Raw genomic sequence first — 26838 nt, 5'->3', positions numbered from 1 at the left:
TCGCCGAGGCGTACCGCCGCCTGGTCTGCGTCCTGGACACCGGCCGCACCTCGGCCCTACGCCACCGCCCCCAGCCCCCGCCCCACCCCCGGCAGTGCACCCGATGAGTCGACGGCAACACGGCTCGGTGCCATCGCCGCGACCATCTGGATCGGGAGGGCGCGCTCAGTGCGCGATCGCGGTCGTCTCCAGTTCCACCAGCACGTCGGGCTCGAAGAGGTGGTCGACCCCGATCAGCGAGGCCGGCGGAAGCGGCCACGGCAGGCCGAGTTCCTCGGCGACCGACTCGATGCCGGCCATGAACGGCCCGATCTTCTCGGGCGTCCAGTCGGTGACGTAGAAGGTCAGCCGGACCACGTCCTCGAACGAGGCGTCCGCGCCGGCGAGCGCCCGGCCGGTGTTGCGCAGCACCTGCGCGACCTGCCCGGCCAGGTCACCGGGCGCGACGGGTGAGCCGTCGCCCAGTCGCGCGACCTGGCCGCTGACGTGGATGTGGCGCGCTCCGGTGGCGACTGCCACGTGGTGGTACGGCGTGTTCGGCTGAAGGCCGTCAGGGCTGAAGCGGGTGACGGGCATCGTTTCTCCTCCGCAGGACAACTTAGGTTTACCATTGATACCTAGTTGACGAAGGACACTTCAAGGAGACCTGGTTTCATGAGCGATACCTCGAGCCGAGGTGCCGCCGAGCTGCGCATCGACGCGCCGCACCGCGAGCTGCTCGATCAGGTGCTGGACAAGTGGTCGCTGAGCGTCCTCAACGAGCTGTGCGAACGCCCTTGTCGCTTCAACGAGCTGCGCCGCGCGATCCCGGCGGTGACGCAGAAGTCCCTGACGGCGACCCTGCGGCGACTCGAACGCAACGGCATCGTCGAACGGCACGTCGTGGCGACGCGCCCGGTCGCGGTCGAGTACCGGATAACCCCGCTGGGCAAGACCCTGCGTGCGCCGGTCGACGTCCTGCTCGAATGGGCCGACGCGCACATGGGGCAGATCGAGCGCGCCCGCAGAGCGTTCGACGACGAGCTGGAGTGACGACCGGGGCGGCACCGTACGGTCCGCCCCGGCGCCGGGTGTCACTCGCAGACCGTGCCGTCGTTGTCCCGGTCGATGTACCAGTAGTACTCGGGATCCTTGCCCTGCCGGTACGGGCCGTAGCCGTTGGCGTTCGCCTCCTTGCAGGTGCCGAAGCGCGGGTCGTTGCCGCCGCCGCCCGAACTGCCACCACCGCCCGTGCTGCCGCCTCCGGAGTCGCCGTTGCCGCCGCCCGGCTCACATGCCTCGCCGTCGAGGTCGCGATCCAGCCCGGTCCGGTACCCCGGCTGGCCGCGCCGCAGCGGCGCCTTGCCGGCTGCGCGTACGGCGTCGCAGTTCTTGTAGTAGACGGCGGGCGCCGTGGTCTTGCGCGGGCTCGGCTTCGCCGCGGGCTTCGCGGTGGTCGGCGCCGCCGTGGTCGGCGACGGCGACGGCTCCGGCGAGACGGTGCTGACCTCGGGCGTGGGGGCCGCGGTGGTGGGCGCCGCCACGGTCGGCACCTCCTGGGCCACCGCCTTCTCCGGTGCCTTGTCCGGTTCGGTGGCCGGGCCGGCGGCCATGCCGATGCCGAGCAGCCCGCCGCAGCAGGTGAGGACCGCGACGCCGCTGACGAGGAGCACCTTGATCGCGGCCGGCTGTCGGCGCCACCACGACGGTCGCGGTGACGCGAACGGCATGCCGGGCTGGTACGGCGGCGGAGCCTGGCCGTGCCACTGGTTCTGGGGAGGGAGTTCGGTCACAGCGGGCAGTCTGGGGCGACGTGCCCGGCCCGGAGTGTCGCTCAGCCGACAGACCGGCCGTTACCGGTGCGATGAGCGACGAAACGGCTGGCAGCGGCCGGAGCATCGGCATCGATGCCGCGGATGATCGGATCCGGCGCCTCGCCGAACGGCCTACGGCGAGAGGCGCAATGGATCAGGCGTACGGCCGGGCCGTGAGCCGTCCGGCCGCCGCCAGCCGCTCGACCGCCGCCCGATGGGGAACCGCGTGACTGGTACGACCGCCCACGCCGGTCGTGGTGACGGCGGTGAACAGCGAGTTGAGCAGCGATTCCTCCACCGCGTCCAGCACGGCGGCGAACACCGGATCGATCGCGGCGTCCGGGATCGGCGGCTGATCCGACGTGGTGAACGCGATCGCGTAGTCCCCGCTGGTGTTGCTGAAGGACGCACCCACCCGGGCCATGGCGAACACCGCCCGGCGGGCGAGCCGCTGGAGCTGTCGCGCGTCCAGCGGTACGTCGGTCGCCACCACGATCATGCACGAGTTGCCCGGTGGCTCGGTCCGGTCGGCGGCCGGGACCAGCTCGTCCACAGGTAGCGGTACGCCGAGCGCGGTGAGGACGCCGCCGAAGTTGGACTGGACCAGCGCGCCGACAGTGTGGGTGCGGCCGGCGGTCCGGACCGTGCGGGACGAGGTGCCGATGCCCGCCTTGTAGCCCAGGGCTGTGGTGCCGGCGCCGGCCCCGACACAGCCCTCGGCGGGGAGTCCGCCGGTCGCTCCCGCGACGGCGGCCAGCACATGCGTCTCGGTGATCGGGCGGCGGCGGATGTCCGACAGGTGCCCGTCGTTGGTCTCGCCGACCAGGGGGTTGAACGACAGTCCGTCCGGCCGGCGCTCCATCAGGTGCCCGAGCAGCGCGTCCGCCGCCCGGAACACCGACAGCGTGGCGGTCAGCACGACCGGGGATTCGAGTACACCGAGTTCGTCCACCTGGGTCGAGCCGACGAGCTTCCCGTGGCCGTTGCCGGCGTAAACCGCGGCGGGCAGCGTCCACCGTCCGGGGCCGAGCTGTTCCGGCACGATCGCGGTGACGCCGGTGTGCAGGTCGGCGCCGTCGTCGACGGTGGTGTGGCCCACCAGGACGCCGGGGACGTCGGTCATCGCGTTGTGCGGCCCGGTGGGCAGCGACCCGACGACGATCCCGAGGTCGCGGGAGCGGCGGCCGGCCTGGGTCACGCGTCTGGCAGCGACGCCCGGATCGCCTGCGCCATGCCGGTCGGGGAGTAGTCGTCGGGGACGCCCTCGACCAGGATGATGTCGCCCTCGATGTGCCGCGAGCGCAGCGGCGCGATCTCCTGGTAGGCGGGCGAGTCCCACCAGGCCCGCGCCTCGGCGGCCCCCGGGAAGCCGAGCATCACGACGGCGCCGGGCCAGCTGCCCTCCTTCACCTCGTGCGGCGTGGCGTGCACGAGGAAGCGGCCGCCGTACGGGGCGAAGGTGGCCGGAAGCCGCTCGACGTACTCGGCGATGTCCCGGTGCGGGGCGGCGTCCTGGAGGTGGGCGATGACGTACGCAGGCATTGTGTCCTTCCGGCCGTCGGGCTCCGAAGGTTGATCTTCCCACGGCGGTGACCGTCCGCGCTCGCCCGGGACGGCCGGCGGGTCAACCGCCGGCCGCGACGGCCGCGACGGCGGCGTGCGGGCGGTGGGCGTCGTCGTCCAGGCGCGTCAGGCGCTCGACCTCGGCGAACCCGGCCTGCCGCAGCCGCGCGGAGAACTCGTCCACCGGCCAGCGGTACGCGGTGGCGACCTTGTGGTCGAAGACACCCATCTCGTCACCGACGAAGATGCCCACGACGAGCGGTCCACCCGGGACGATCGCGCGGCGGAACCCGGCCAGCACCGCGTCGAGATCCGGCGGCGGGAGGTGGATCAGCGAGTACCAGGCGAGGATGCCGGCGACGGAGTGGTCCGGGACGGCGAGGTCGTCCAGCGACCCGAGCCGGTAGACGCCGCCCGGATGCGTCGCCCGCGCGTGCGCGACGAACTCGGGAACCATGTCGATCCCGGTGGCGTCGACGCCCAGCGAACGGAGGTGGTCGGTGAGGTGGCCCGGTCCGCATCCGAGGTCGAGCACCGGGCCGGTCCGGACGGTCAGGTGGCGGCCGATGAGGGCGAGGTCGTCCGCGTGGACATGGCCGGTGGTGCCGAACAGTTCGATGTAGAGCGGCGCGACCGCGCTGTACGCCTGCCGAACCTGTTTGTTGCCCACCCACCGACCATAGGCGTACGAACGCCTATGGCCGGTGCGGAGGTGGGCGTCGCGCGACGCGGGTCGTGCCGGGGACAGCGACGTCAGGCGTGCTTACCGCGACCGCGACGGCGCGTCAGGAACAGTGTCACGACGGCGGCCAGCACCAACGCCACCGCACCGGCGGCGGCGAGCAGCCCCGTCCGGGAGGTGCCGGTGGTGGTGGCGGCGAGGTCCGCCGTCGCGGACCCGTCAGGGGTCGCTCCGGCGTCACCGGCAGCGACCTCCCCGGCGGTCGGGGACGCGCTCGCCCCCGGGGTGGGGGAGACGCTCGCCGTGGGCGTCGGGGACGGGCTCGCCTTGGGGGCTCCGACGGCGGCGAGTGAGTCGCCGTTGAGCGCGACCTTGATCTTCGCCGTGCCGTTGCCGGAGGAGACGACCGCCACGGAGACCCGGTTCGTTCGGTCCGTCAGCTTCTTGACGGCGTCCACGTCGGCCGGCGCGTCGTTGGCGGCCGTCTTGTTCGCCGTCGTGGTGTCGATGAGCGAGGCGCCGCTGTACGTGCCGGTCGGCACCCGGTAGGCGTGCACACCCTCGATCGTCGCGTCGAAGCTGCCCGCCGCGTGGCGGTACTCGAGGACGAGCCGGTCCTTGCCCAGCGCGATGTCGAGTGCCCGCGTCCCGCTGCCAGTGCCGTGCAGGGGACGAAGCGTGTAGATCCCCGACTTGGTGACCTTGGTGGTGCTGTCGGAGAGCCACCCGGCGTGGATCATCTCGGGTGACGTGAAGCCCGACCGGTAGCCGCCTCCGCCCATGATGCTCTTGTAGCTGGAACCCTCGGACCTGCACGCGGTCAGGTCGCCGCCGGTGCACAGGAAGCGGCCCTGGTGCCGGAAGCCCAGGTTGTGTCCCAGTTCGTGTCCGACGACGTCGATCCCGCTGGCCGTGCCGTACAGGTTGATCCAGGTGGTGGGGCCGGGCTGGGTGGCGAGCCCGGCCCAGGGGCAGTTCGTCTTCTGGGCCGGGAAGACCATGGAGAGGTTGTCGTAGTCCTCGCCGGCGACCAGGCCGCGTTTGGCGAGTTCAGCCCGTGTCATGGTGTTGATCTGGCCGTGTGGGCAACCGGCGGCGCTCAGGTCGAGTGTGATCGGACCGAGGAACTGTCCCGTGACGGCGGGCACCACCGTGTACCTGCCGCGGGACACCTCCGAGAGGAACGAGGCGGCGGAGTCCTTCTTCGACCCGAAGTAGGTGTCCGGTGTGGACGCCTTCACCTTGTCGGGGAACTGGAACGAGGCGTCGCTGAACTCCACCAGGACGGGAAGGATCTTCCGCTTCACCGAAGGGGCGGCGGCCTGCGCCGAGTCGGGCAGGACGCCGACGGTCAGCACTGTGACACCCGTGGCCAGGGCGATGCGGCCGAGGGCCGACAGCTTCATGTGGTTTGTCCTTCGAGGGGAGACGTCGGACGGGGGCGTGTGAGGCGTGCCCAGGAGTGATGCTGTGAAGACGTCTTACGTCTGACGTCATGCAAAGCTAAAGGGTGTAAATGTCCCCGTCAAGCGGGGGTGGCGAGCGGTGGACCGCTCAGGAGGCTTCGACGGGATCGACATCGAAAAGTGAGGGATAGATAGCTTTCCGTCACTGGAGTTTCTATCCTTGACAGAGATCCGGCCGTCAACGGCGAAAGGGGCGGCATGCCGCGCCGTTCGAGCCTCAGCTATCGAGATGCGTTACGACTGCTGGCCCCGGGCAGCGCGCGCATCACCGAGACCGACAAGGTCGTCAGCGCGGGGATCCTGGGCGCAGGCGCCCTCTCCAAGGGGACGGCACTCGCGCTGCTCGGCCCGAAGAACGCGCTGATGCAGCTCGTCCGGGACGCCACCGGAAACCAGGCCGGGCGCATCCGGGCGACCGGCGGGAAATCGTATTACGAGCTGCTGGAGGCCAGCCATACCGTGCTGGCCCTATCCGCGTTCTTCGACGGTTTCCGCGACGAGGTCGGGCCGGGTTTCGACAGGCTGGAACTGACCGACGAGGAGAAGGTCGGCATGGTGCCGGCCGAGCGGCGCCACCACACGCTTCCGCAGGAGATCGACGGCGGCTACTTCCCGCTGCCCTCGTCCGTGCACGGCATGGACGACACCCGCCGGGACGTCGAGGCCGCCTACGTCAAGCTGTACGACGCCACGATCGCGTTCTGCGAGGGCCTCGCCGCCTGGCCGTCGGTGCGACGGGGGCTCGACCTCACGTCGATGCGCTCCCGCGTGGTGGGCCGGGCCATGTGGCACTACGAGGACCGCTTCGACCGGCTCGCCGCTGACCTCCCCGAGTTCGGGTTCCGGATGATCCGGCAGGCGATCGAGCACAACCTGATCGACAACCGGACGCTGACCACCGAGGTCTCGGCCCGGCTGGACGCGCTGGCGCAGCTCTACCGCAACCTCGCCGAGCTGTCCGGCCCGGTGGCCGCCGACCGGCCCGACCTGCTCCGCGAATCACTGGACCGGCTCACCGGCTCGCTCGCGGCGGTGTTCCGGCAGCCGCTGCTGCGGATCAAGGACGTCGACTTCCACCTGCGGCTGCCGAATGTGGACAGCGGCTTCATCAGCCCCGACTTCCGGGCCGCCGAGTACGGCAAGCACACGTCACCGGAGCGGGAGCGCTGGTGGGATGACCAGCCGCGCCGGGGTGACCTCGTCGGGTTCCTCTCCGAGTACCTGACCGACCCGGCGAGCCTGCACCGTCCGCTGCTGCTGCTCGGCCAGCCGGGCGCCGGCAAGACGTTGCTGACCCGGGTGATCGCGGCCCGGCTGCCGGCGAGCCGGTTCACCGCGATAGTGGTGCCGCTGCGGCGGATGTCCGGGGACTCGTCGCCGACCGAGCAGATCGAGGCGGCGATCGAGCAGGTGATGGACGAGCGCATCCGCTGGGCGGACCTGCGCCGGGCCACCCAGCACACCACGGTCGTGGTGATCTTCGACGGGTTCGACGAACTCGTGCAGGTCACCGGCACGGCACACTCGCAGTACATCGACCGGGTGGCCGAGTTCCAGGAGGCCCAGTGGGATCTGGGCTACTCGGTCATCCCGATCATCACGTCCCGGATCCTGGTGATGGACCGCGCCAGCGTGCCGCAGGGCACCGTGCTGGTCCGGCTGGAGGACCTGACCGACGCCCAGGTGACGGCCTGGCTGGCCGCCGTCAACGCGGCGAACGAGGACCGCCCCGGCTACCGCCGGCTGTCCGCCCGGGAACTGCTGTCGCACGGCGAGCTGGCCCGCCAGCCGCTGCTGCTCACGCTGCTGGCGATCTACTACAACGAGCACTGGGCCGACCGCCGTCCCGGCGTCACCATCTCCCGGTCCGACCTGTTCACCGGCCTGCTCACCGCGTTCATCAGGCGGCAGGTGAGCGAGAAGGCGCCGACCGCCCTTCCGCCCCACGAGCGGGAGGCCCGCGAGCACCAGCTCCGGCGCGACCTGGCGATCACCGCGTTCGCCATGTTCAACCGCAACCGCGAACTGGTGAACCGGGCCGCGCTCCGCCTCGACCTGGACTGCTTCGGCTCCGGGCCCGGAGACGGCTCACGGTTCGAGCTCGGCGACGTGCTCGGCCCGGAACAACTGGTCACCGCCGCGTTCTTCGTGGTGTACGGCCCGGACGACGTGCAGGGCGAGGACGCCCGCCGCACGTACGAGTTCCTGCACACCACGATCGGCGACTTCCTGATCGCCGAGTACGTCATCGGGGCGCTGCGGAGCCTGGCCGAGCTGCGGCGGCACACCCGCAGCCCGGCGGGATTCGGCTACCAGTTGGACACCGGCCAGTTCCGCGCGCTGCTCTCCCACCAGCCGCTGGTGAAGCGGGAGGCGGTGGTCGGCTTCGCCCGTGAGCTCAGTTCCCGCCACCCGGAGGAGCGGGACGGGATCGTGGAGACCATCGCCGGCCTGCTGGCCGAGGCCCGGCAGCGGACCAACCTGGCCGGCGTGGACGGCTACCGGCCCGCGCCGTACGACCCGGTGCGGCTGCTCGCCGCGTACACCGCGAACCTGGTCGCGCTCGCCGCGCTGGTGTCGCCGGACGGCGTACGCCACACCGACCTGATGGACGAGGCGACCTGGGTGTCGACGGTCCGGCTGTGGCGGGCGGGACTGGACGAGAAGGGCCAGCTCGCGATGATCAGCTGGCTCGGCCGGGACGCCGACGGCCGGATCATCGCCGAGCGGCGGCGCGAAGGCCGGGGCGAGACGGTGAACGTGGCCGCCGAGGAGGCGCGGCTGCTCGGCGACATCACCACCTACGGCCAGTTGCAGGCGGGCGCGCGGACGTGGCGCGGCCAGCAGCCGGACAGCTTCGAGGCCGGCCGGTTCCACGCCGACCTCGTGTCGCTGGCCACCCGCCGCTGGCCGGTGCCGTCCCTGCACCAGCTCATCCTGTACGACGAGCGCAGCTACCGGCGGCTGTGGGCGCGTGCCGTCGAGTCACCGGAGGCGGTGTCCAGCACGAGCGCCACGGTCCTGCTGGAGTGCCTCGCCGAGGACGGCGCGCAGTTGCCCCGCGAGGTGGTGTGCGGGCTGACCCGGGTGGCGCTGAGCCGCCTGCCCGACTCGCCGACCGCGCCGCCCGAGCTGATCATCTCGTGCCCGTACCTGATCGACGAGTTCCCGGAACTGGTCGACTCGCTCGGCACGACCGACGACCACGCGGTGCTGCACGCGCTGATCCTGCGGCACGGGCTCCACCGGCTGCCGCAGCGGTACGTGCCCCGGGTCCGCCGGGTGCTCGCCGACATCGAGGACCGGCTCGCGGAGCTGCCGCTGGAGGACGGCGTGGTGTCGGCCGAGATGGCCGAGCAGTTCGCCGCCGCCCGGGTCGACAACCGCACCGCGCTGTGGCTGCTGATGGCGTTGAGCGAGTACGCCGAACTGGCCTGGCCGAAGATCCCGCCGAGGACGATGCACGCCCTGCTCGCGCACCGGCTGCCGGACGAGTTCCTCGACGAGGCGAGCCTGTGCCGGCTGCTCCTGGACTACCTGCGGGCCTACGACCGGGTGCCGGCCGAGGTCTCGCTGGCGTCCGCCCTCGACACGCTGCGCGTCCTCGCCGCGTCCGACCCGTCCGCCGGCCGGTCCAACCGGTCCGACCGGCCCGGCCCGTCCGATCACACCGGCCAGATCCCGGCCGCCGAGGCGGTCTGACCACGCCACCCGTACCGCCACCACCCGTTCGGAGGCCCCGATTGGCACACTCGCCCCGGCACCGAGAGCACATCGTCCGAACGGGAAGGAGGAACCTGGCGGTCGACATCGCCGGGGCGGAACGCGGCTGGCCGGTCTTCCTGATGCACGGCACACCGGGCAGCCGCAACGGTCCACGGCCACGGTCCATCGTGCTGCACCGGCTGGGCGTACGGCTGATCTCGTACGACCGGCCGGGTTACGGCGGTTCCAGCCGGCTGCCCGGCCGCCGGGTCGCGGACGCCGCCGCGGACGTCGCGGCCATCGCTGACGACCTGGGCCTGGACGGGTTCTCTGTGGTCGGGCGCTCCGGTGGTGGCCCGCACGCCCTGGCCTGCGCCGCGCTGCTGCCGGATCGGGTCCGGCGGACCGCCGTCCTGGTCGGTCTCGCCCCGGCCGGTGCGGCCGGGCTGGACTGGTTCGGCGGCATGACCGACGCCAACGTGCGGGACTACGGCGCCGCCGAGCGCGACGTGCCGGTGCTCGCCGAGCAGTTGCGGCTGCGGGCCGAGCGGACCATGGACGACCCGGGCTCGCTGCTCGCGCTGCTGGTCGAGCAGATGACCGAGGCCGACCGCCGGGTGGTGGCCGGCGTGCCGATCCGCCGGCAGCTCACCGACGCCTACGCCGAGGCGCTGCGCCAGGGGCCGCACGGCTGGATCGACGACGTGCTCGCGCTGCGCGCCGACTGGGGCGTCACGCTCACGGACATCCGGATGCCGGTCCGGCTGTGGCACGGCGCCGACGACAACTTCGCCCCGGCCAGCCACACCCGCTGGCTGGCCGAACAGATCCCCGGCGCGCAACTGCACGTCCAGCCGCGCAGCGCGCACTTCGGCGCGGTGGAGGTGCTGCCGGAGATCCTCGCCTGGCTGGCCGACCCGCTGGAACGGACCGCCGTCAGATCGGATGCGGGTCGATGATGCGCCGCTGCAACCGGCTCTCCCGGGCGGCCTCCACGGCCGGGTGGTTCTCGCCCAGCCGGTAGGTCAGCTCACGGGTGACCGCCTCCAGCTCCGCGCGCCGGCCGCTCTCCACCCGCTCCTGCATCACCACCAGGTTCGCCCGGCAGCGCAGCGTGTTCGTGTGGTCGCGACCGAGGATCCGGACCAGCCCGTCGTGCGCACGCCGCAGCAGGCTCAGCGCCTCCACGTCCGCGGCCTCCCGGCCCTCCGGCGGGTCGGGCTGTTCGGCGATGCAGATGCCCTGGTTCATCCAGCCGGAGAGCGGGTACGGGTGCCCGCTGCCCAGCACGCCAGCGAGCGAGTCGGCGGACCGGCCGGCGAGCTGCCGGGCCTCGGCGAAGTCCCCGGCGCGGCGGGCCACCATGGCGAGGTTGACCATGCAGACCAGCGTCAGGGGGTGCGCCGGACCGAGGTTGCGCTGGTAGATGCGGTGCACCTCGGTGAGTTCCCGGCTGGCGCGCTGGAACAGGTCGACGGTGAGCAGGTTGATCGACAGGCTCAGCCGGCAGGTGAGCGTCTCCGGGTTGTCCGGCCCGAACCGCTCGTTCAGCAGCTCGTAGGCGGCTTCGAGGAGCTTGCCCGCCTCGACCGCGTGCCCGGCCGCGCGCAACGACACCGCCAGGTTCGTCTGCGTCCGCAGGGTGATCAGGTGTTCGGCCCCGGCCGTGTGCAGCAGGTCCCGGTGGACGCTGCGCAGCCGGGTGACCGACTGCTCGAAGTCGCCCGCGTCGCGCATGTCGATGCCGACGTACGCGGAGGAGGCGAGCGTGTCCGGGTGGTTCTCCCCGAGGATCGCGCGGCGCCCGGCCAGCACCATCTCGTCGTTCTTGCGGGCCTCCCGGAAGTCGCCCATCAGGCGCTGCGTGCTGGCGAGGTTGTTGAGCGCGGCGAGCGTACGCGGGTGCTCCTCGGTGAAGTTCCGCTTCCACGCGTTGAACGTGATCTCGTCCAGGCGCAGCGCCTCGTTGTACATGCCCATGCCGCGCAGGTCGCGGGCGAGCCCGCCGGCGGTCATCAGCGTGTGCGGGTGGTCCTCGCCGAGCAGGTCCCGCTGGGCCGCCAGCACCTCCTCGTCCAGCGCCCGGGACTCGGTGAACTGCCCGAGGAAGGAGAGGATGTTGGCGAGGTTGAACTGGAGGTGCAGCAACTGCCGGCGCAGGTCGTCGCGCGCCCGCGGGTCGGTCTCCTCCGCCAGCATCTGCTCCCAGGTCTGCGCGACCTCCTGCCCGAGCCGCCGGCCGGTCTCCAGGTCGCCGCGCAACTGGAGGTAGCGGACCCGGTCGATCATCAGCGCCCGCACCTCCACCTTGCGGCTCAGCGGCGCCTTGGACGCCTCCAGGTGCGGCCAGATGACGCGGAACCGCGGCCAGCCGTCGGGGTCGTCGACCTCGCCCTCGGGCCGGGCGGCGGCGAGCACCAGGTGGACCTGCTGGCGTGCCTCGTCGAGTTCCGCCTCCGTCATCCGGGACCGGACGGCGTGCTGGAGCAGGCGGTGCATGAGCACCAGGCCGCCCCGGCCCCGCTCGCCGCCGGCCGGGTTCTCGGCCCGCAGGTCGACCCGCACCAGGGCGAGCCGATTGGCCTGCTGCACCAGCTGCTGGCGGACCAGCCGCTCCTTGGCCTGCGGGTGGAACGGCACCAGCGCCTCGGCGAACTCGTCGCTGTAGACCAGGTCGGCGGAGATCTCCGGCGCGAACACCGAGCAGAGTTGCAGCACCCGGTAGGCCGCCGGATTGCGGGTCCGCAGGTGGTTGAGCGACAGCTCCCAGGTCGCCTCCACCGAGACGTTGCTGTTCGGCTCCATCACCGCGCCCGGACCGAACTTGGCGATCTCGGTGAGGTAGCTGTCGACGGAGTGGCCGGTGTCGGCGAGCCAGGCCGCGGCGGCGGTGACGGCGATCGGCAGGTCACCGAGCAGGGCGGCGATCCGGTCGGCCTGGTCGACGCGCATGTTCGGCACCCGCTCGGTGAGGTGCTGGATGCTCTCCGCGCGCTTGAACACGTCGACCTGGACGGTGGTGGCCCGCTCGACCCACTGGAGGTTCCGGGACGTGATCAGGACGTGGCCCTTGCCGTCCGGCACGTACGGCAGCACGCCCTCGATCTCGTCCGCGTTGTCCATGATCAGCAGCCAGCGGAGGTCGGTGCGGCGCAGCGCCTGGAGCACCAGCCGGGCGTTCTCCCGGTTCGACTCCGACGACGGAACGCCCAGGTAGGGCGCGAGGTCACCGATCGCCGACTCGATGAACGGCACCTGGTCGGCGTCGATCCACCACACCATGTCGTACGCGGCGCGGTAGCGGTGGGCGTACTCCAGCGCGAGCTGGCTCTTGCCGATGCCGCCCATGCCCTGCAACGCCACCGGCCCGGTGCCGGAGAGCACCACCTTCGGGCTGCTGCGCAGCAGCGTCCGCAGCTCGCGCAGGTCCGCCTCCCGGCCGGTGAAGCGCTTGTTGCGGCCCGGCACCTCGAACACCGTGTTGTCGCGGCCGGGGAACCGGGGACCGGTCGGCAGCTCCAGATCGGCGGGCACGCCCTCGCGGCCGACCAGGCGCAGGATCCGCGCGGCGGCGGTCCGCGCCTCCAGCCCGGCCACCGAGACGGTGTGCGCGGCGGGCACGTTCGCCAGGCGCCGCACGTCCGCGACGTAGACGACGAGCGGCACCTGGTCGGGCGAGCGGTCCGGCGCCGCGAGCACCGCCTCCTCGTTGGCGTTGGACTCGGAGACGATGATCAGCTCCCGGGCCGTCCGGGGCGCCTCGTCGTCGGTGAACCACGGGTCGGTCACCCGGACGTCGGCCGAGACCAGCAGGTGACCGATCCACTCCGCCCACACCCGGTCGTACGGGGCGTGCCGGAGCAGGATCTCGTTCTCCACCGAGTTGGAGGTACGGGTGAACCGGGCGTTGACCCGCTCGCGTACCGCGCTGCTCATCGGCGGCAGCGACTCCACCTCGCCCCGGGTGATCTCCCGGGCCAGCACCTCGTACGCGGACAGCAGCGACCCGTTGACGCCGGGCTGGTCGGCGAACGTGGCGAGCAGTTCCTCGTACGCGTAGAACGCCTGGTAGGGCACCTGCATCCGGGCCCAGTACCGGTCCCGGTCGGCCTCGCTCATCCCGCTCGGCAGCCCGCTGAAGCGTTGCCGGGCCACCGCCCGACCGGTGTCCGCCTTGACCTTCTCCGCCGGGTCGATGCGCATCGGCACGGGCAGCACCCGGATCCGCCGCGACCCGTAGCGGTGCTCGACCAGCCGAGCCACCTTGGCCGCGCCGGTGATGCCCTGCTCGCTGAGGGTGAAGCAGGTGACCAGCACGTCCGGCAGCTGGATGGTGCAGATGTCGGCGACGTCGGAGAACCCGGTACGGCTGTCGATCAGCACGTAGTCGTAGTTGCGCTTCATGTCGGCGCGCAGCGCGTCGAAGAAGTAGCCGCCGCCCTGCCGCTCGTAGAACTCGTCCCAGTTCATCCCGGCGAGCGCGCCGGCGTAGTCGTTGTTCTGCTGGCCGGCGCCGAGGAAGTCGAGCGTCCCGTCGCCGGGGAAGTTGGACCAGTTCAGCGAGAAGGAGTACTTGTGCACGCGGGCGTACTGCTCGTGCCAGCGGTCGTCGCCCTTGTCCTGCTTGGTGGTGGTCGCCCACTCGTACTCCCGGATCAGGTCGATCACCCCGCCGGTGCTCTCCAGCGCGTCCCGGTCGATGAACGGCGCGAAGAAGCGCGACAGGCCGGGGGATTCCAGGTCCCAGTCGACGGCGAGCACCCGCTTGCCGTTGGCGGCGAGGATCCAGGCGACGTTCGCCAGCGCCATCGTCCGGCCGGTGCCGCCCTTGTAGGAGTAGAAGGTGACGACCTGTCCCTCGCGTCGGGTCATGTGTCCACTCCCTCGTCGGGCGGCGGGTTCTCCCAGAGCCGGGGTTTGCTGATCGGCCGTCCCGGCGGCGGGTAGGCCGGTCTCGCCTCCAGGTAGCGGCGGCGCATCCGGTCGACCAGGCCGTGGATCCCGGCCCGCCAGTCGTCGTACGTGGTGATCGCCAGCGGGCGTGCCGCGGCCGGGAAGATCGCGATGGCCCGGTCGAGCAGCACCGCCGCGTGGGAGCGGCGGCCGGGTGCCGAGTCCTCGATGATCACCACGACGCCCACCCAGCGGTGCAGCGAGGCCGCGGCCGCGCGGACGGCCTCCGCACCGTCCGGCGTCTCGACCACCCGAGGATCGATCATGAGTACGCCCGGGCAGCCCCGGAACAGCCCGGCATCGGGTACGAAGTCCCGGACGTCGATCGGCATCCGCAGTCGCTGCACCGCGTCGGTCACGTCGTCGACCACCGGCGGCCGGTCACGGAACGGGCGCCACCGGCCGGCGTGCGTGTCGGACCGCCCGTTGAGCCGGCCCGCCTCCGCCGGTTCCTCGGGCGCGATCACCACCGCCCGGAACGGCACCTCGCTGGTCGGCGACGACGGCAGGTCGGTCGGGCCGGTCGGCGGCTCGGCCGGTTGCAGCGGGGTCTGCTCGGCGGTGTCGACGATGTGCTGGGCGAGCCGGCCCAGCACCTCCTTGTAGGCGTGCTGGAACTTCTGGAGCCGGCAGAGCGCGCTCATCCCGTTCGCGGCGTACGCGTCCACGTCGGCGGCCATCGCCACCGCCCGGGCCTGGTCCGGCGCGTGCACGGCGGCGGGCGACGGGATCCACAGGACCGGCAGGATGTTGTCGCCGTCGGGCGGGCGGCCGGCCCGGATCAGCCGTTGCCGGAACCACTCCCGTTCCCGGCGTGAGTCGTCCCGGTTGAGGTAGTCCGGTGAGTACAGCGGCACGAACACCTCGGCCTCGGCCAGTGCGGTGCGTTTTCGTTCCGTCCGGTCGTCCGGCGGCCGCACCATGAAGTCGGCGAAACCCTGCCGGCGTAACCGGTCGCCGGGCCGGCCGTCGATCGCCAGGTTGAGATCGTGGTAGAAGCGGCGGACCCAGTGGTCGCCCGGGGTGCGGTCGTTGTGCGTCGGCGGGGGGACGTAGCTGAGGAAGAAATAGGGCGGGCCCGGCAGCGCGGGCCGCTCAGAGGTCACGGCGACACGACCGTTCCACGGGAAGTGCGCCTGACCCCCAACCGCCAATGATCACGCGCTGCTCCCCGGTCGACACGATACGGCGTCTATCGATCAGGGTAGAGAGGTTGCGCTCGGGTTACCAGGCCCTCACCGTCCGATGTGGGCGTCCATCCACGCCACGGCGGCGCCCACCGCGCCGGATATCGGCAGCAGCCGGGCCGGCGCGTCGCCGACCGTCCCGTGCCGGGTGAACGCCGCCCGGTCCAGTTCCGCGCCGATCTCGCTGAACAGGGCCGCGTCGAGGTGCGGCGCCTCGAAGTCGAGCCGTTCCCGGCGGCCGTCGCGCACCACGTAGCAGCGGTACGGACGCCGCTGCGGCGGGCGGCGCAACCGGTACTCGGCGAGGTGCAGCGCGGTGCATGTCGCATAACCGACACCGAGCAGCAGCGTCCACGCGCCGGCCGCCTCCAGGGCGGCCAGCGGGGACCGCTCCCCGAGGTGGGAGTCCAGGTCGTGGACGCGCATCAGCTCCTCCGCCCGGGGCCCCCACGCGCTGAACGACGTCTGCGGGTGCCGGCTGCGGACCGCGCCGGGCAGCCGGCGTACGTGCTCGGCGAACGCGCCGACCCCGAACGACGGTGTGACGGCCGGGTCGAAGCCGGGCATCCGGTCCTCGTACGCCAGGCGTTCCTCGTCGGTGAGCCCGGCGGTCGCGGCGCGGTACGCGGCGCTGCTCACCGAGTTGTCCGGGGTCTGCGCCGGGACCACGACGGTGCCGGCCGGGCCCACGGCCGTGCGCAGCGCCGCGGCCAGGGTGTCCGCGCCACCGTCGACCGGTCCGAGCGCACGCAGGGAACAGTGCACGAGCACCACGTCGCCGGGGCCGAGCCCGAGCGCGCGCAGGTCGGCGGCGAGCGTGCCGGCCCGGTACGCGGTCCGGGCGGCGGTCACGACGGCCACCCGGACATCGAGCGGGCGACCTGCCGGACCAGCCGCGATCCCGCCGGGGTGAGCGCGTCCGCCCGTTGCAGCGCGCCGATCGCCTCGGCCGTCCAGTCGCGGTACCGGCGGTAGACCGCCTGCGCGCCGTCGACCTGGCGCTCGGCCCGGATCCGCCAGATGTCGGCCACCGCCGCGTGCGCGTAGATGCCGTGCAGGACGGCCTCCGCGGGCCGGGGGTCGGGCCGCCAGCCCACTGTGATGTCGATCGGCCGGGTGCCGTCGACCAGGTCGCAGATGTCCAGCAGGGCGTTCATCTTGCTGTGCTGGAACTCGTGCACGAGCAGCACCGCGAGCGATCCGGCGTCGGTCTCCGTGGCCGCGACACCGCCGAACGCCTGCCGCGCGGTCGACGCCTCGCTGACACCGGTGCCGCTGCGCCGCAGCGGCACCACGGCCCGCAGCCCGGCGCGCAGCTCCTCGGCGTGGCCCGGCACCTCGTCCCGGATCACCTGCCACGCCGCCGCGAACGTCTCGGCCCAGCGCGCGGCGCCGGCGTCGTCGAGCCGGTCACCGGCGGGCAGCCGGTGGCAGTCGCGGTGCGGGTCGCCGTCCTCCAGCAGGACGCTCACGTCCGGCGCGGTGAGCACGCGGGCCGGCCACCACCTCGGCGCGTCCCCGGGCGTCCCGGGCCGGACCGTGACCGTCACGTCCCCGGCGGTCACCCGCAGCGAACCCGGGCCGGTCTCGACCCGTGCGGCGCCGTCGCCCACCTCGGGCAGCAGGACCGTGCCCACCGTCGGCAGGTGCAGACGGCCGGATCGCACCGGTACGTCGAGGCGTACCGGCGTGCCGGCGTCGAGCGCGGCGGCGACGGCGAGTGCGGTCAGGTAGTCCGGTCCCTGCCGGGCGCCGGTGCCGGTGCCGGCGAGGCAGTCGACAGCCCACGCCCGCGCGTAGGGATGGGCCGCGATCCGGGCGACGGACTCCGGCGCGCTGTGGTCGAGGGCGGTCAGCGCCTCCCAGCCGTCGGCGCCGGCCCCGCCGGCCGGCAGCCGGTCGGCCACCTCGGCGAGCAGCGCGCGGACGATGGCGATCTGCGCCTCGACGAGCCGGCCGATGGCGATCCGGTCGCCGGTCAGTGCCGCGAGGCGGTCGATGAAGTCGTCGGGCAGGCCGGCGTCGAGCCGGACGGGTGCTGGTGGGTTCTCGTTCACGTGCACGATCAGCTCTTTCAGATCGGCGCAGTAGACACTCGGATGGTCGAAGTGCCCGGCGCCGTACCGGTGGGCGAAGAGTCCGCCGCCGCACTGGTCGACCACCGGGCACCGCCGGCACTCGTCGCTGAGCCCGGCCCGGCCGGAGCGGCGGCGGGCCAGGAGCGGGTCGGCCGCCACGTCGTCGGCCGCGTGCGAGAAGACGGTCATGCCGGTGGACGGCGCGCCGTCGTACGCGGTCTTGAGCGAGTCCGCCTGCTCCCACTCGCCGTCCGTCTCGATCACCGCCAGGTCGACCGGGTCGAGACCGAGCCACTCGGTGCCGCTGGGCCCGCCCGCGCCGGTGGACAGCAGCGAGTCGAAGAGGCGGACGGAGACCGGCTGGCCGTCGGCCCGCCAGCGGTCGTAGACGGCACGCAGCCAGTCCGCGTACGCGGTGCCGTCGCCCGCCGGCCGCCACGGCGGGTCGTCCCAGGTGGCGTGCGGGAGCAGGAAGTCGATCCGCGGAGGCTCCTGGGCGAGCAGTGACTCGTACACCGCGATCGGGTCGTTGCGCACGTCCACCGTGCACAGCAGGCCGGAGTAGATCCGCCGGTACGCCGGGCGGCGCAGCAGGGCGAGCGCGCGGAGCACCTGGTCGTAGCTGCCGGCACCGGACCGGAAGCGCCGGTGCCTGTCGTTGGCGGCCCGGTCGCCGTCGAGCGATACGCCGACCGCCACGTCGTGTTCGGCGAGCACGTCGCAGAGCCGCTCGGAGAGCAGGACGCCGTTGGTCTGCATGCCGAGCCGGAGCCGGGTGACCGGGCCGACGACTCGCCGGAGGTCCGCGAGCACCTCGCCCAGCCGCTCGGCGCCGAGCAGCAGCGGCTCCCCGCCGTGCAGGATGACAGTGACGTCCGGCAGGTCGTGGGCCGCGGCGTGTTCGGCGATCCGCCCGGCCGCGGCCCGGAGCACCTCCGGCGTCATCCGTACCGGGCGGCGGCGCCAGCTCTGGTCGGCGTGTTCGTAGACGTAGCAGTGGTCGCACGCCAGGTCACACCTGGCGTGCACCTTGAGGACGAACTCGGTGAGCGCCGCGCGGGCGGGCCCCGGGACCATCGGGGATCAGATGAACGACGAGAACTTCGCCGCCGGGATCCGGGTCTGATCGAGGTGAGCCGCCATCACCCGGCGCACGATGGGGGAGATGTCCGCGGCGGAGAGCCGGTCGAGCGGCTCCGCGCGGACCCTGCCCAGCGAGACCGGGGGCTCATCCTGGCGCAAGGGTGCGGTTGTCATGAGTCTTCCTTAGGTTCGTGTACGCCGGCCGAGCACAGCGGCGACGGCCAACCTAGTGCCTCTGGGGGATCCAGCACCATCGACCCACCGGTGGGGAGACGGTTCTTTTTGGACGGTTCGCCGGCCGGCGTCGTCGTCGCCCGGGGGAGCGACCGTAAGGGATCAATTATGCGCCTTTTTGCCCATCTGGACCACGAATCGAAAGTTCAGACTTTGCCAGAAATCGTCCACCCCGATCCCCTGGTCAGAGGAGGGGTCGGGGTGGCTGGCTCGGTCAGGTGGTCGTACGCCCTCATCTGGAGGCGGCCGGTCACCGTCCAGCCCGACGTAGCGGATCGCCTCGATGCGCGGCCCGGTGGCGTCACGCGCCCGCCAGGCATCGACTGTTACGACTTGACGAACGACGTGTTATCGCTCACAGTCGATGGCACAGGGCGGCGGCTTGGGCGGCTCACCGGGCGGGCGCGGCTGGGCGCGCGGCAGGCCGGGTGTGGGATCAGTGCGCTTCGACGGATTGTTAGCGCTCACAACATGTCTGATCTGAGGGAGGAACATGTTTGCTTTCGGTAGGTCCCCATCGACGGTGTCGCCGCCACGACGGCGCGGATGGCTGCCACGCGTCGTCGCGACAGGCGCGGCAGCGCTACTCGTGGGCGCCGGCGCCGTGGCTGTCGTGTCCGCGCCCGCCGCCGCCGCGAGCGTCGACACGAGCGCCTGGTACGTCCTGGTCAACCGCAACAGCGGCAAGGCGCTCGACGTCTACAACCTGGCCACCAACGACGGCGCGCGGATCACCCAGTGGACGCGCAACAACGGCAACCAGCAGCAGTGGCAGTTCGTCGACTCCGGCGGCGGCTACTACCGGCTGAAGTCACGGCTGTCCGGCAAGGTGCTCGACGTCTACAACTGGTCGACCGCCAACGGCGGAAGCATCGTGCAGTGGTCCGACACCAACGGGACCAACCAGCAGTTCCGGCTGGCCGACTCCGACAGCGGCTACGTCCGCCTGATCAACCGCAACAGCAACAAGGTGGTGGAGGTGCAGGGCGCCTCGACCGCCGACGGCGGAAACATCGTCCAGTACGACGACTGGAACGGCGCCAACCAGCAGTGGCAGCTCGTCCGGGTCGACGGCGGCGGTGGCAACCCCACCACACCGCCTCCGACCACGCCGCCCCCGGGTGGCACGTGCAACCTGCCGTCGACATACCGCTGGTCGTCGACGGGTGCGTTGGCGCAGCCGCGGTCGGGCTGGGTGTCGCTGAAGGACTTCACAGTGGTGCCCTACAACGGGCAGCACCTGGTGTACGCGACCACGCACGACACCGGGTCGTCGTGGGGGTCGATGAACTTCGGGTTGTTCTCGAACTGGTCGCAGATGGCTTCGGCGTCGCAGAACGCGATGTCCTCCGGCACCGTCGCGCCGACGTTGTTCTACTTCGCGCCGCGCAACATCTGGGTGCTGGCCTACCAGTGGGGGCCGACCGCGTTCTCGTACCGGACCTCGACGAACCCGACGAACCCGAACGGGTGGTCGCCGGCGCAGCCGCTGTTCACCGGCAGCATCTCCGGTTCCGGTACCGGCCCGATCGACCAGACGCTGATCGCCGACGACCAGAACATGTACCTGTTCTTCGCCGGTGACAACGGCAAGATCTACCGCTCCAGCATGCCGCTGAGCAACTTCCCCGGCAGCTTCGGCTCCAACTACACGACCATCATGTCGGACTCGACGAACAACCTGTTCGAAGCCGTGCAGGTCTACAAGCTGCAGGGCCAGACCCGCTACCTGATGATCGTCGAGGCCATCGGCTCCCAGGGCCGCTACTTCCGCTCGTTCACCGCCACCAGCCTGGGCGGCTCGTGGACCCCGCAGGCCGCCACCGAGAGCAACCCGTTCGCGGGCAAGGTCAACAGCGGCGCGACCTGGACCAACGACATCAGCCACGGCGAACTGATCCGCACCACCGCGGACCAGACCTTCACCGTCGACCCCTGCAACCTCCAACTGCTCTACCAGGGCCGCTCGCCCAACTCCGGCGGCGACTACGGCCTCCTGCCCTACCGGCCCGGGCTGCTCACGCTCCAGCGCTGAGCGCGTACCCCGAGATCTGGAGAGCCCGGCCCGCGTGATCGCGGGCCGGGCTCTCCGGCGTCTCGCCCGGCGATCGTTGCCCCGGAGGCAACGATGGTGGCCCGGTCCGTCGTTGATCGGAGCCGCGCCGCCCGGGAGGGTGGAGGTTGTCACCACCTCCCGGACGAAGGGTTGAGCAGATGTCCTTCCAGGCGTACCTCGACGCGATCGAGGACAAGACCGGCAAGACCCCGCGCGTCCTGGTCGACCAGGCCAGGGAGCGCGGCTACGACACCGCCGACGTCAAGGCCGGCGTGATCGTGGGCTGGCTCAAGGACGAGTACGGCCTCGGCCGGGGACACGCGATGGCCCTGGTCCACGTGATCAAGAACGGGCCGAGGATCAGCGCCAAGCACGTCGGCTCCACCGGCTCCCACCGCGACGACAGCGACACGCTGTGGCTGGACGGCAAGGCCGCCCGAGCCTCCGCGTAGCGGCTGTGGACAGCGACGCCTATCGTTCGGGCCATGGGAGCGATCAAGCCGTGGCACATGTCCGTCCTGGCGCTCTGCTGCCTCGTGCCGCTCGTCGCGGCGGTGGCAGCGGGCGTGTGGGCGCGGCGGCGCCGCCGCTGACCGTCAACGGCCGGCGACGAACTCCTCCACCGCCGTGCAGACCCGCCCGAGCGCCTCGGCCGAGGCCGCCAGCGGCCCGGGCACCATCATCGAATGGTCGGCGTCGGCGACCTCCACCACGTACGGGGTGAGCCGGCGCGCGACCGCACCGTCCCAGACCTGGTCGGCGGTGCCGCCGGCCAGCAGGAACGGCGCGGTTGCCCGGCCCAGCGGCTCCCGTACCGCGGGGTCGGTCAGCAACGGCGTCAGCCAGACCGCCGGGATGCCCCGATCGGCGGCGAGCGGGGCGGCGAAACTGCCGAGCGACTTGCCCACGAGCAGGTCCACCCCGGCGTCGAGGACCGGATCCAGCTGCTCGGCGACCCACTCCGGCGCGCTGTCGAGGCGCAGATCCCCGATCGACCGCCAGGTCACCTCGTGCACGTCGAAGCCGAGCCGGCGCAACGCCTCACCGATGTAGACGAAGAGCGGACCCCGGGTGTCGTAGCCCCGCCCCGGAACGAGTACCGCGCGTCGATCGGCCATGGTCGCCTCCCTCTCGTTCGATCGATGCGTCACGCTAGCCGCCGCGCGGGCTTCCGGTGACCCCTCGGCCTCACAACCGTTCCGGGGTACGGATGCCGAGCAGGTCCAGGCCCTGCCGCAGCACCCGCCCGGTCAGCTCGCACAACATCAGCCGGCTCTCCCGGATCGGCCCCTCGGACCGCAGCACCGGGCAGCGCTCGTAGAACGCGCTGAACGCGACCGCCAGCCGGTGCAGGTACGCGGTCAGCCGGTGGAACTCCAGGCTGCCCGCCACCTCGTCGACCACCGCGGCGAAGCCGACCAGTTCCATGGCGAGCGCCCGCTCGGCCGGCTCGGCCAGCGAGACCTCCGCGTCCGGGCGCGCCGCCGCGCCGGCCCGCCGGAGGATCGACCGGACCCGGGAGTACGCGTACTGCAGATACGGCGCGGTGTTCCCGTCCAGCGACAGCATCCGTTCCCAGTCCAGCACGTAGTCCTTCTGCCGGTCGCCGGACAGGTCGGCGTACTTGATCGCGCCGACGCCGACCGCGCGCCCCACCTCGGCGGCCTCCGCCTCGCCCAGCTCCGGATTGCGTTCCCGGGCCAGCGCGGTGGCCCGCTGGACCGCCTCGGTGAGCAGCCCGGCCAGCTTGACCGACCCGCCGGCCCGGCTGCGCAGCATCCGCCCGTCCGGGCCGAGGATCGAGCCGAACCCGACGTGCTCGGCCCGCACCGGCGCGGCCAGCCATCCGGCCTGCGCGGCGACCGCGAACACCATCTCGAAGTGCCGCCGCTGCGGCAGCCCGACCACGTAGAGCAGCCGGGTCGCGCCGAGCGCGCCGGTCCGGTGCCGCAGCGCGGCCAGATCGGTGGCCGGGTAGCCGTACCCGCCGTCGGACTTGCGCACGATCAGCGGCAGCGGCTCGCCGTCACGGCCCACCGAACCGGGCGGGAACACGCAGTCCGCGCCGTCGCTGCGCCGCAGCAGCCCGAGCCGGTCCAGCTCCTCGACAGTCGGGGCGAGCTGGTCGTGGTAGCTGCTCTCGCCCCGGAAGTCGTCGCCGGTCAGCGTCACGTCGAGCAGGTCGTACACGGTCAGGAAGTAGCTCTCCGACTGCGTCACCAGCAGCCGCCACAGCCGCAGCGTCGCCGGGTCGCCGCCCTGCAACGCCACCACCCGCTGCCGCGACCGCTCCCGGAACGCCTCGTCGTCGTCGAACTTCGCCCGCGCCGCCTTGTAGAACCCGTCCAGGTCACCCATGGACAGCTCCTGCGCCGCCCCGGCCTCGCCCAGGTCGAGCAGGTGCTCGATCAGCATGCCGAACGGTGTGCCCCAGTCGCCGAGGTGGTTGGCGCGCAGCACCCGGTGCCCGAGCCACTCCAGCGTCCGCGCCGCCGCGTCCCCGATCACCGTCGACCGCAGGTGCCCGACGTGCATCTCCTTCGCCACGTTCGGCCCCGAGTAGTCGACCACCACCGTCTCCGGCTCGGCCACCGGCGGCACGCCGAGCCGCGGGTCGGCGGCCATCACGGACACCAGCCCGCCGAGCGCGTGCCCGGCCACCGTCAGGTTGAGGAAACCCGGACCGGACACCTCGACCGCCGCGCACAGGTCGCCGAGCGCCGCGCGGTCCCGTACCTCCGCGGCGATCTCCCGCGGCGGGCGGCCGAGCCGCCGGGCCAGCCCCAGCGCCGCGTCGGACTGGAAGTCCGCGTGCTGCGAACGCCGCACGGCCGGGTCCACCGGCCCGCCGGCCACCGCCGCGAACGCCGGCGCCAGCCGGTCGGTGAGCAATCTTTCAAGATCCATGAGTACGCCGATCTCGCTGTGGATCCGCCGCGCGGATCACCTGACGGGAACGCGACGGCGGAGCGAGGACGATCGATGACGACCGGCGGCTCGATCCGCCGGTCGCAGGAGGGGAAGGCTCAGCGCAGGCGGTCGCGGGACCGCCGGCGTCGCAGCGCGCCGAGCCGGACGTCGGAGGACGTCATCGGGTACGCGTGCGAGCTGGCCATGTCGGCAGCGTAACCGGCCGGTCCGGGGTCGGCGCAAGCGCGTACCCCGGACCGGCTCGTGGTCAGGCCGAGGTGGCGACGGCCTTGCGGTAGCGCTCGGCCCGGCGCCGCACCTGGGTGTACGCGCTGCTCAGGCCCATCGCCCGACGGACCTCGACGAGCGTGCGGCGCACCTGTTCACGGGTCCGCTCGGTGCCGGTGACGATCAGCTCGTCGACCAGGCCGGGCTGCGCCTCGAAGCGCGCCCGGCGCTCCCGGATCGGGTCCAGGAACCGGTTGAGCGCCGTCGCCAGCGCCTCCTTGACCTCCACGTCACCGACCCGGCCGGCCCGGTAGCGGGCCTTGAGGTCCGCCACCTGAGCCCGGTCCGGGTTGAAGATGTCGTGGTACTCGAAGACCGGGTTCCCCTCGACCGTGCCGGGCACGTCGGCGCGGACCCGGTTCGGGTCGGTGTACATCCCCATCACCTTGCGGCGCACCGTCGCCGCGTCGTCGGAGAGCGCGATCGCGTTCCCCTTGCTCTTGCTCATCTTCCCGGCGCCGTCGGTGCCGACGAGCGTGGGCGTGTCCGACATGATCATGTCGGGGACCGGGAAGACCTCGCCGTAGAGGTGGTTGAACCGCCGGGCGATCTCCCGGGTCACCTCGACGTGCGCGGCGTTGTCCTTCCCGACCGGCACGACCTGCCCCTTCACGCAGAGGATGTCGGCGGCCTGGAGGACCGGATAACCGAGCAGGCCGTACGGCATCTCGTCCTTGCCGGCGTCCCGGGTCATCTCCTTCAGCGACGGCACCCGTTCCAGCCGGGGCACCGTGATGAGGTTCTGGAACAGCGTGTTCAGGTCGCCGACCTCGGGGATCGCGGACTGGAGGTAGAACGTCGCCCGTTCCGGCTCCACCCCGGCGGCGAGGATGTCGGTGACCATCTCGCGGGCGTTGTGGGCGACCTGCTCGATGTCCGCGCGGCTGTTGCGCGTGGTGAGCATGTGCAGGTCGGCGATGATGAAGAAGCTCTCGTAGCGCTGGTGCAGCCGCACCCGGTTGGCGATGCTGCCCACATAGTGGCCGAGGTGCAGTCGCCCGGTCGGGCGGTCGCCGGTGAGCATGCGTGCAGAGGACATGGTCGTACGCCTTTCGTGCCGTTCGCTGGCGGGGAAACGACCCGGGTCGCCCGGGTCGGTGGAGCGGGCTCGTCAGAACGAGCGCCGCCATCGCCCGCCGGCGCGGAAACGGAGTCCGCCGGCACGGAGTACGTCGAGGATCTGCTCCCGGCCGTCGACAGCGTGGCCCGGGAGACCGCTGCGGGTCTCCGGGAGGCAGCTGCGCGGCCGGACCATGACTGACACGGTATCCGCTCACCGGCCTGCGCCGCTGCCTCCTGCAGTGCTCCTGCCGCGCTTACTGCCGGGCTTACTGCTGTCGATAGCTCTCGGTGTAGTAGCTGCCGACCCGCTCCCGGTAGTCGGGGTGCGCGAAGTGGTCGCTGTCGAACGCGGGGGACTCCTCCACCTGCTCCCGGGTGCGGTCCACGTGCACCACGCGCTCCAGGTGGTCGACCTGGGCCACCGTCCCGGCCGGCAGCAGCACCTTCTTGCCGAAGATCCACGGGCCGGTGTCCACCACCAGGTACCGCGCGTCGGCGTCGTCGCTCGCCTCGTCGATGGAGCCGATCCGGCCGTCCGTCGCCTCCACCCGGTAGCCGGTCAGGTCGATCGGCGTACCCGGGCCGGGGGCGTCCGGGCCGTCGTCCGCCTCGCCGGTGCGCTGTTCCGGCACGTCGTCCGGCCGGGTCTGGTCGTACCCACCGGCCAGGGCGGACGGATCCCGCCAGGTCCACGGGTTGAACGGCTGCATCGGTGGCACCTCCGTCGAATCGGCTCGACAGAACAGTGCCCCGGGGGCGGGAACGGAAACGCACGCTGCGCCGGCCGCGGGCCTGACCTGGGCGGACGGCCCCGCTGGCATACTGGCCGACCATGGTCCTGTCACGTGGTTGGTCGCTGTTCCTGGTCGCCGTCGGCGTCTGGACGTGGGCGATCTGGCCGAGGTTCGCGGTCGCCATCTGGAACGACGAGCGCGCCTGGTCGGCCGGCGCCGTCGGCGAGGGCAGCCCGACGGGCTTCCTGTGGGTACACGCCCTGCTGATCGCCGCGTCCCTGGCCATCGGCACGACTGTGGGAGTCCTGGGCATCAGGGCATGGCGCGCCGCCCGCCGCCCCACCGCCTGACCCGCCCCGGCCCGTCCTCACCCCCGGCTCAGCTCTCGCTCCGGTGATCAAGGAGTTGGTGTCCTCGGAGGGCTCGAATCGGGACGCGAACTCCTTGATCACCGGGAGCGGGACGGGTGTGACGCGCGCCGCTACCCCCCGATTTGACGATCAAACCTGGAGACGCGTAACTTTCTCTCTGCCAGCGCGGAACGGGGCAAACGGGACGAAAGCCCGGGAGCACCGAACAGGGCTGGCGCCGGGTCCGACCAAGACTGAGGTCTTGCGAGGACGCGGTCCGGGCGAGGCCCGCTGAAACGCCGCAGGGCGGATTTGGCGGAGCGGAACCGACCGGGTAAGGTTGTCGACCGGCAGGGAAACGGACGGGCCAGCGGGAAACCGCGGGCGGCCGGCCTGCCAAATCCGATGATCAAGCGCAACGGGTGACTGCTGCGCGTGCTCAGCGGCGCCAACCCGTACGAAGCATGACAGACCGGGACACACGGTTTGACACGGCAGAGACGGTGAGGTAACGTAGTAAAAGTGCCCGGCGCGAGAGCGGCGGGCAGCTGAACGAGATACCCCGGTCGGGGTTCCACGGTGTGGGGCTTCTGGTTGGTGTGTGGTTGTTCTTTGAGAACTCAACAGGGTGCTTGTAAAGCCAGTGCCAATTGTTTTATACCCCGGACTGGTGGCTGTTCTTTTTGAGGATGGT

The 26838-nt window shown here is 72.0% G+C and carries 21 protein-coding genes; 6 read left to right on the top strand and 15 right to left on the bottom strand.

Annotated features, from left to right (window positions below; all coding sequences use genetic code 11):
• Nucleotides 1–165: 165 nt before the first annotated feature.
• Nucleotides 166–576: a RidA family protein gene (locus M8C11_RS29305; RefSeq protein ID WP_120572634.1), complete on the bottom strand. Its 411-nt coding sequence runs from the start codon at nucleotides 574–576 to the stop codon at nucleotides 166–168.
• Nucleotides 577–654: 78 nt separating this feature from the next.
• On the opposite strand from M8C11_RS29305, the gene M8C11_RS29300 reads away from it, so the two are divergent.
• A complete protein-coding gene (locus tag M8C11_RS29300; protein ID WP_252454630.1) occupies nucleotides 655–1032 on the top strand; it encodes a helix-turn-helix domain-containing protein in 378 nt (125 codons plus the stop codon).
• Between the two features lie 41 nt (nucleotides 1033–1073).
• Here M8C11_RS29300 and M8C11_RS29295 read toward each other — a convergent pair whose 3' ends face one another.
• The 5 genes from M8C11_RS29295 to M8C11_RS29275 all read right to left on the bottom strand — a co-directional run bounded on the left by M8C11_RS29295 (nucleotide 1074) and on the right by M8C11_RS29275 (nucleotide 5444).
• Nucleotides 1074–1772, bottom strand: coding sequence for an excalibur calcium-binding domain-containing protein (locus tag M8C11_RS29295; RefSeq protein WP_252454628.1), 699 nt, complete (start codon nucleotides 1770–1772; stop codon nucleotides 1074–1076).
• 175 nt (nucleotides 1773–1947) lie between these two features.
• Nucleotides 1948–2991, bottom strand: coding sequence for a P1 family peptidase (locus M8C11_RS29290; RefSeq protein WP_252454627.1), 1044 nt, complete (start codon nucleotides 2989–2991; stop codon nucleotides 1948–1950).
• The gene (locus tag M8C11_RS29285) at nucleotides 2988–3335 is read right to left on the bottom strand and encodes a DUF1330 domain-containing protein (protein WP_121684383.1); all 348 of its coding nucleotides are present in this window, start codon (nucleotides 3333–3335) and stop codon (nucleotides 2988–2990) included. The genes M8C11_RS29290 and M8C11_RS29285 overlap by 4 nt, the downstream gene beginning before the upstream one ends.
• A gap of 82 nt (nucleotides 3336–3417) precedes the next feature.
• On the bottom strand, nucleotides 3418–4026 hold the full coding sequence (locus M8C11_RS29280; RefSeq protein ID WP_252454625.1) for a class I SAM-dependent methyltransferase: 609 nt from the start codon (nucleotides 4024–4026) through the stop codon (nucleotides 3418–3420).
• Nucleotides 4027–4109: 83 nt separating this feature from the next.
• Nucleotides 4110–5444 (bottom strand): hypothetical protein, encoded by a 1335-nt coding sequence (locus M8C11_RS29275; RefSeq protein ID WP_252454623.1) that lies wholly within the window; start codon nucleotides 5442–5444, stop codon nucleotides 4110–4112.
• A gap of 258 nt (nucleotides 5445–5702) precedes the next feature.
• Here M8C11_RS29275 and M8C11_RS29270 point away from each other — a divergent pair, with 258 nt between their 5' ends.
• Together M8C11_RS29270 and M8C11_RS29265 are read left to right on the top strand one after the other, a co-directional pair.
• The gene (locus M8C11_RS29270) at nucleotides 5703–9206 is read left to right on the top strand and encodes an NACHT domain-containing NTPase (protein WP_252454621.1); all 3504 of its coding nucleotides are present in this window, start codon (nucleotides 5703–5705) and stop codon (nucleotides 9204–9206) included.
• 41 nt (nucleotides 9207–9247) lie between these two features.
• The gene (locus M8C11_RS29265; protein WP_308212793.1) at nucleotides 9248–10168 is read left to right on the top strand and encodes an alpha/beta hydrolase; all 921 of its coding nucleotides are present in this window, start codon (nucleotides 9248–9250) and stop codon (nucleotides 10166–10168) included.
• Here the strand turns inward: M8C11_RS29265 and fxsT are convergent.
• The 5 genes from fxsT to M8C11_RS29240 form a co-directional block, all read right to left on the bottom strand.
• Complete coding sequence (gene fxsT, locus M8C11_RS29260) at nucleotides 10146–14081, bottom strand: FxSxx-COOH system tetratricopeptide repeat protein (RefSeq protein WP_252454619.1); 3936 nt, start codon at nucleotides 14079–14081, stop codon at nucleotides 10146–10148. The two genes, M8C11_RS29265 and fxsT, sit on opposite strands and share 23 nt — an antisense overlap.
• Nucleotides 14078–15268 (bottom strand): TIR-like protein FxsC, encoded by a 1191-nt coding sequence (locus M8C11_RS29255; protein WP_120572641.1) that lies wholly within the window; start codon nucleotides 15266–15268, stop codon nucleotides 14078–14080. The genes fxsT and M8C11_RS29255 overlap by 4 nt, the downstream gene beginning before the upstream one ends.
• 129 nt (nucleotides 15269–15397) lie before the next feature.
• Nucleotides 15398–16201: an aminoglycoside N(3)-acetyltransferase gene (locus M8C11_RS29250; protein ID WP_252454618.1), complete on the bottom strand. Its 804-nt coding sequence runs from the start codon at nucleotides 16199–16201 to the stop codon at nucleotides 15398–15400.
• Entirely contained in the window at nucleotides 16198–18504 is a 2307-nt protein-coding gene (locus M8C11_RS29245; RefSeq protein WP_252454617.1) for an FxsB family cyclophane-forming radical SAM/SPASM peptide maturase, read from the bottom strand. Before M8C11_RS29245 ends, M8C11_RS29250 begins: the two co-directional genes overlap by 4 nt.
• 6 nt (nucleotides 18505–18510) lie before the next feature.
• Nucleotides 18511–18684: a hypothetical protein gene (locus tag M8C11_RS29240; RefSeq protein ID WP_013289092.1), complete on the bottom strand. Its 174-nt coding sequence runs from the start codon at nucleotides 18682–18684 to the stop codon at nucleotides 18511–18513.
• Between the two features lie 553 nt (nucleotides 18685–19237).
• Between M8C11_RS29240 and M8C11_RS29235 the strand changes: the two genes are divergently transcribed.
• Complete coding sequence (locus M8C11_RS29235) at nucleotides 19238–20779, top strand: non-reducing end alpha-L-arabinofuranosidase family hydrolase (RefSeq protein WP_252454616.1); 1542 nt, start codon at nucleotides 19238–19240, stop codon at nucleotides 20777–20779.
• A 179-nt stretch (nucleotides 20780–20958) separates the two neighbouring features.
• Nucleotides 20959–21252, top strand: a complete 294-nt coding sequence (locus tag M8C11_RS29230) for a DUF4287 domain-containing protein (RefSeq protein WP_252454615.1) — start codon at nucleotides 20959–20961, stop codon at nucleotides 21250–21252.
• A 144-nt stretch (nucleotides 21253–21396) separates the two neighbouring features.
• Here the strand turns inward: M8C11_RS29230 and M8C11_RS29225 are convergent, their stop codons facing one another.
• The 4 genes from M8C11_RS29225 to M8C11_RS29210 all read right to left on the bottom strand — a co-directional run bounded on the left by M8C11_RS29225 (nucleotide 21397) and on the right by M8C11_RS29210 (nucleotide 25770).
• Nucleotides 21397–21918, bottom strand: a complete 522-nt coding sequence (locus M8C11_RS29225) for an alpha/beta hydrolase (protein WP_252454614.1) — start codon at nucleotides 21916–21918, stop codon at nucleotides 21397–21399.
• 70 nt (nucleotides 21919–21988) lie between these two features.
• Entirely contained in the window at nucleotides 21989–23707 is a 1719-nt protein-coding gene (argS, locus tag M8C11_RS29220) for an arginine--tRNA ligase (protein WP_252454612.1), read from the bottom strand.
• Between the two features lie 271 nt (nucleotides 23708–23978).
• Entirely contained in the window at nucleotides 23979–25037 is a 1059-nt protein-coding gene (gene trpS / locus M8C11_RS29215; RefSeq protein WP_120572648.1) for a tryptophan--tRNA ligase, read from the bottom strand.
• Between the two features lie 289 nt (nucleotides 25038–25326).
• The gene (locus tag M8C11_RS29210; RefSeq protein WP_252454611.1) at nucleotides 25327–25770 is read right to left on the bottom strand and encodes a PRC-barrel domain-containing protein; all 444 of its coding nucleotides are present in this window, start codon (nucleotides 25768–25770) and stop codon (nucleotides 25327–25329) included.
• 122 nt (nucleotides 25771–25892) lie between these two features.
• Here M8C11_RS29210 and M8C11_RS29205 point away from each other — a divergent pair, with 122 nt between their 5' ends.
• The gene (locus M8C11_RS29205) at nucleotides 25893–26144 is read left to right on the top strand and encodes an SCO4848 family membrane protein (protein WP_120572650.1); all 252 of its coding nucleotides are present in this window, start codon (nucleotides 25893–25895) and stop codon (nucleotides 26142–26144) included.
• Nucleotides 26145–26838 lie beyond the last annotated feature (694 nt).

It is taken from the genome of Micromonospora sp. CPM1 (assembly GCF_023896895.1).
GTDB lineage: Bacteria > Actinomycetota > Actinomycetes > Mycobacteriales > Micromonosporaceae > Micromonospora > Micromonospora tulbaghiae.
Note: the sequence above shows the minus strand (reverse complement) of the source record. Positions and strands in the feature narration are given on the sequence as shown.

Excerpts from the sequence above, each read along its gene's own strand:
- M8C11_RS29305 (WP_120572634.1), bottom strand. The coding sequence starts at position 576 with ATGCCCGTCACCCGCTTCAGCCCTGACGGCCTTCAGCCGAACACGCCG.
- M8C11_RS29300 (WP_252454630.1), top strand. The coding sequence starts at position 655 with ATGAGCGATACCTCGAGCCGAGGTGCCGCCGAGCTGCGCATCGACGCG.
- M8C11_RS29285 (WP_121684383.1), bottom strand. The coding sequence starts at position 3,335 with ATGCCTGCGTACGTCATCGCCCACCTCCAGGACGCCGCCCCGCACCGG.
- M8C11_RS29275 (WP_252454623.1), bottom strand. The coding sequence starts at position 5,444 with ATGAAGCTGTCGGCCCTCGGCCGCATCGCCCTGGCCACGGGTGTCACA.
- M8C11_RS29270 (WP_252454621.1), top strand. The coding sequence starts at position 5,703 with ATGCCGCGCCGTTCGAGCCTCAGCTATCGAGATGCGTTACGACTGCTG.
- fxsT (WP_252454619.1), bottom strand. The coding sequence starts at position 14,081 with ATGACCCGACGCGAGGGACAGGTCGTCACCTTCTACTCCTACAAGGGC.
- M8C11_RS29245 (WP_252454617.1), bottom strand. The coding sequence starts at position 18,504 with ATGGTCCCGGGGCCCGCCCGCGCGGCGCTCACCGAGTTCGTCCTCAAG.
- M8C11_RS29240 (WP_013289092.1), bottom strand. The coding sequence starts at position 18,684 with ATGACAACCGCACCCTTGCGCCAGGATGAGCCCCCGGTCTCGCTGGGC.
- M8C11_RS29235 (WP_252454616.1), top strand. The coding sequence starts at position 19,238 with ATGTTTGCTTTCGGTAGGTCCCCATCGACGGTGTCGCCGCCACGACGG.
- M8C11_RS29230 (WP_252454615.1), top strand. The coding sequence starts at position 20,959 with ATGTCCTTCCAGGCGTACCTCGACGCGATCGAGGACAAGACCGGCAAG.
- M8C11_RS29225 (WP_252454614.1), bottom strand. The coding sequence starts at position 21,918 with ATGGCCGATCGACGCGCGGTACTCGTTCCGGGGCGGGGCTACGACACC.
- argS (WP_252454612.1), bottom strand. The coding sequence starts at position 23,707 with ATGGATCTTGAAAGATTGCTCACCGACCGGCTGGCGCCGGCGTTCGCG.
- trpS (WP_120572648.1), bottom strand. The coding sequence starts at position 25,037 with ATGTCCTCTGCACGCATGCTCACCGGCGACCGCCCGACCGGGCGACTG.
- M8C11_RS29210 (WP_252454611.1), bottom strand. The coding sequence starts at position 25,770 with ATGCAGCCGTTCAACCCGTGGACCTGGCGGGATCCGTCCGCCCTGGCC.
- M8C11_RS29205 (WP_120572650.1), top strand. The coding sequence starts at position 25,893 with ATGGTCCTGTCACGTGGTTGGTCGCTGTTCCTGGTCGCCGTCGGCGTC.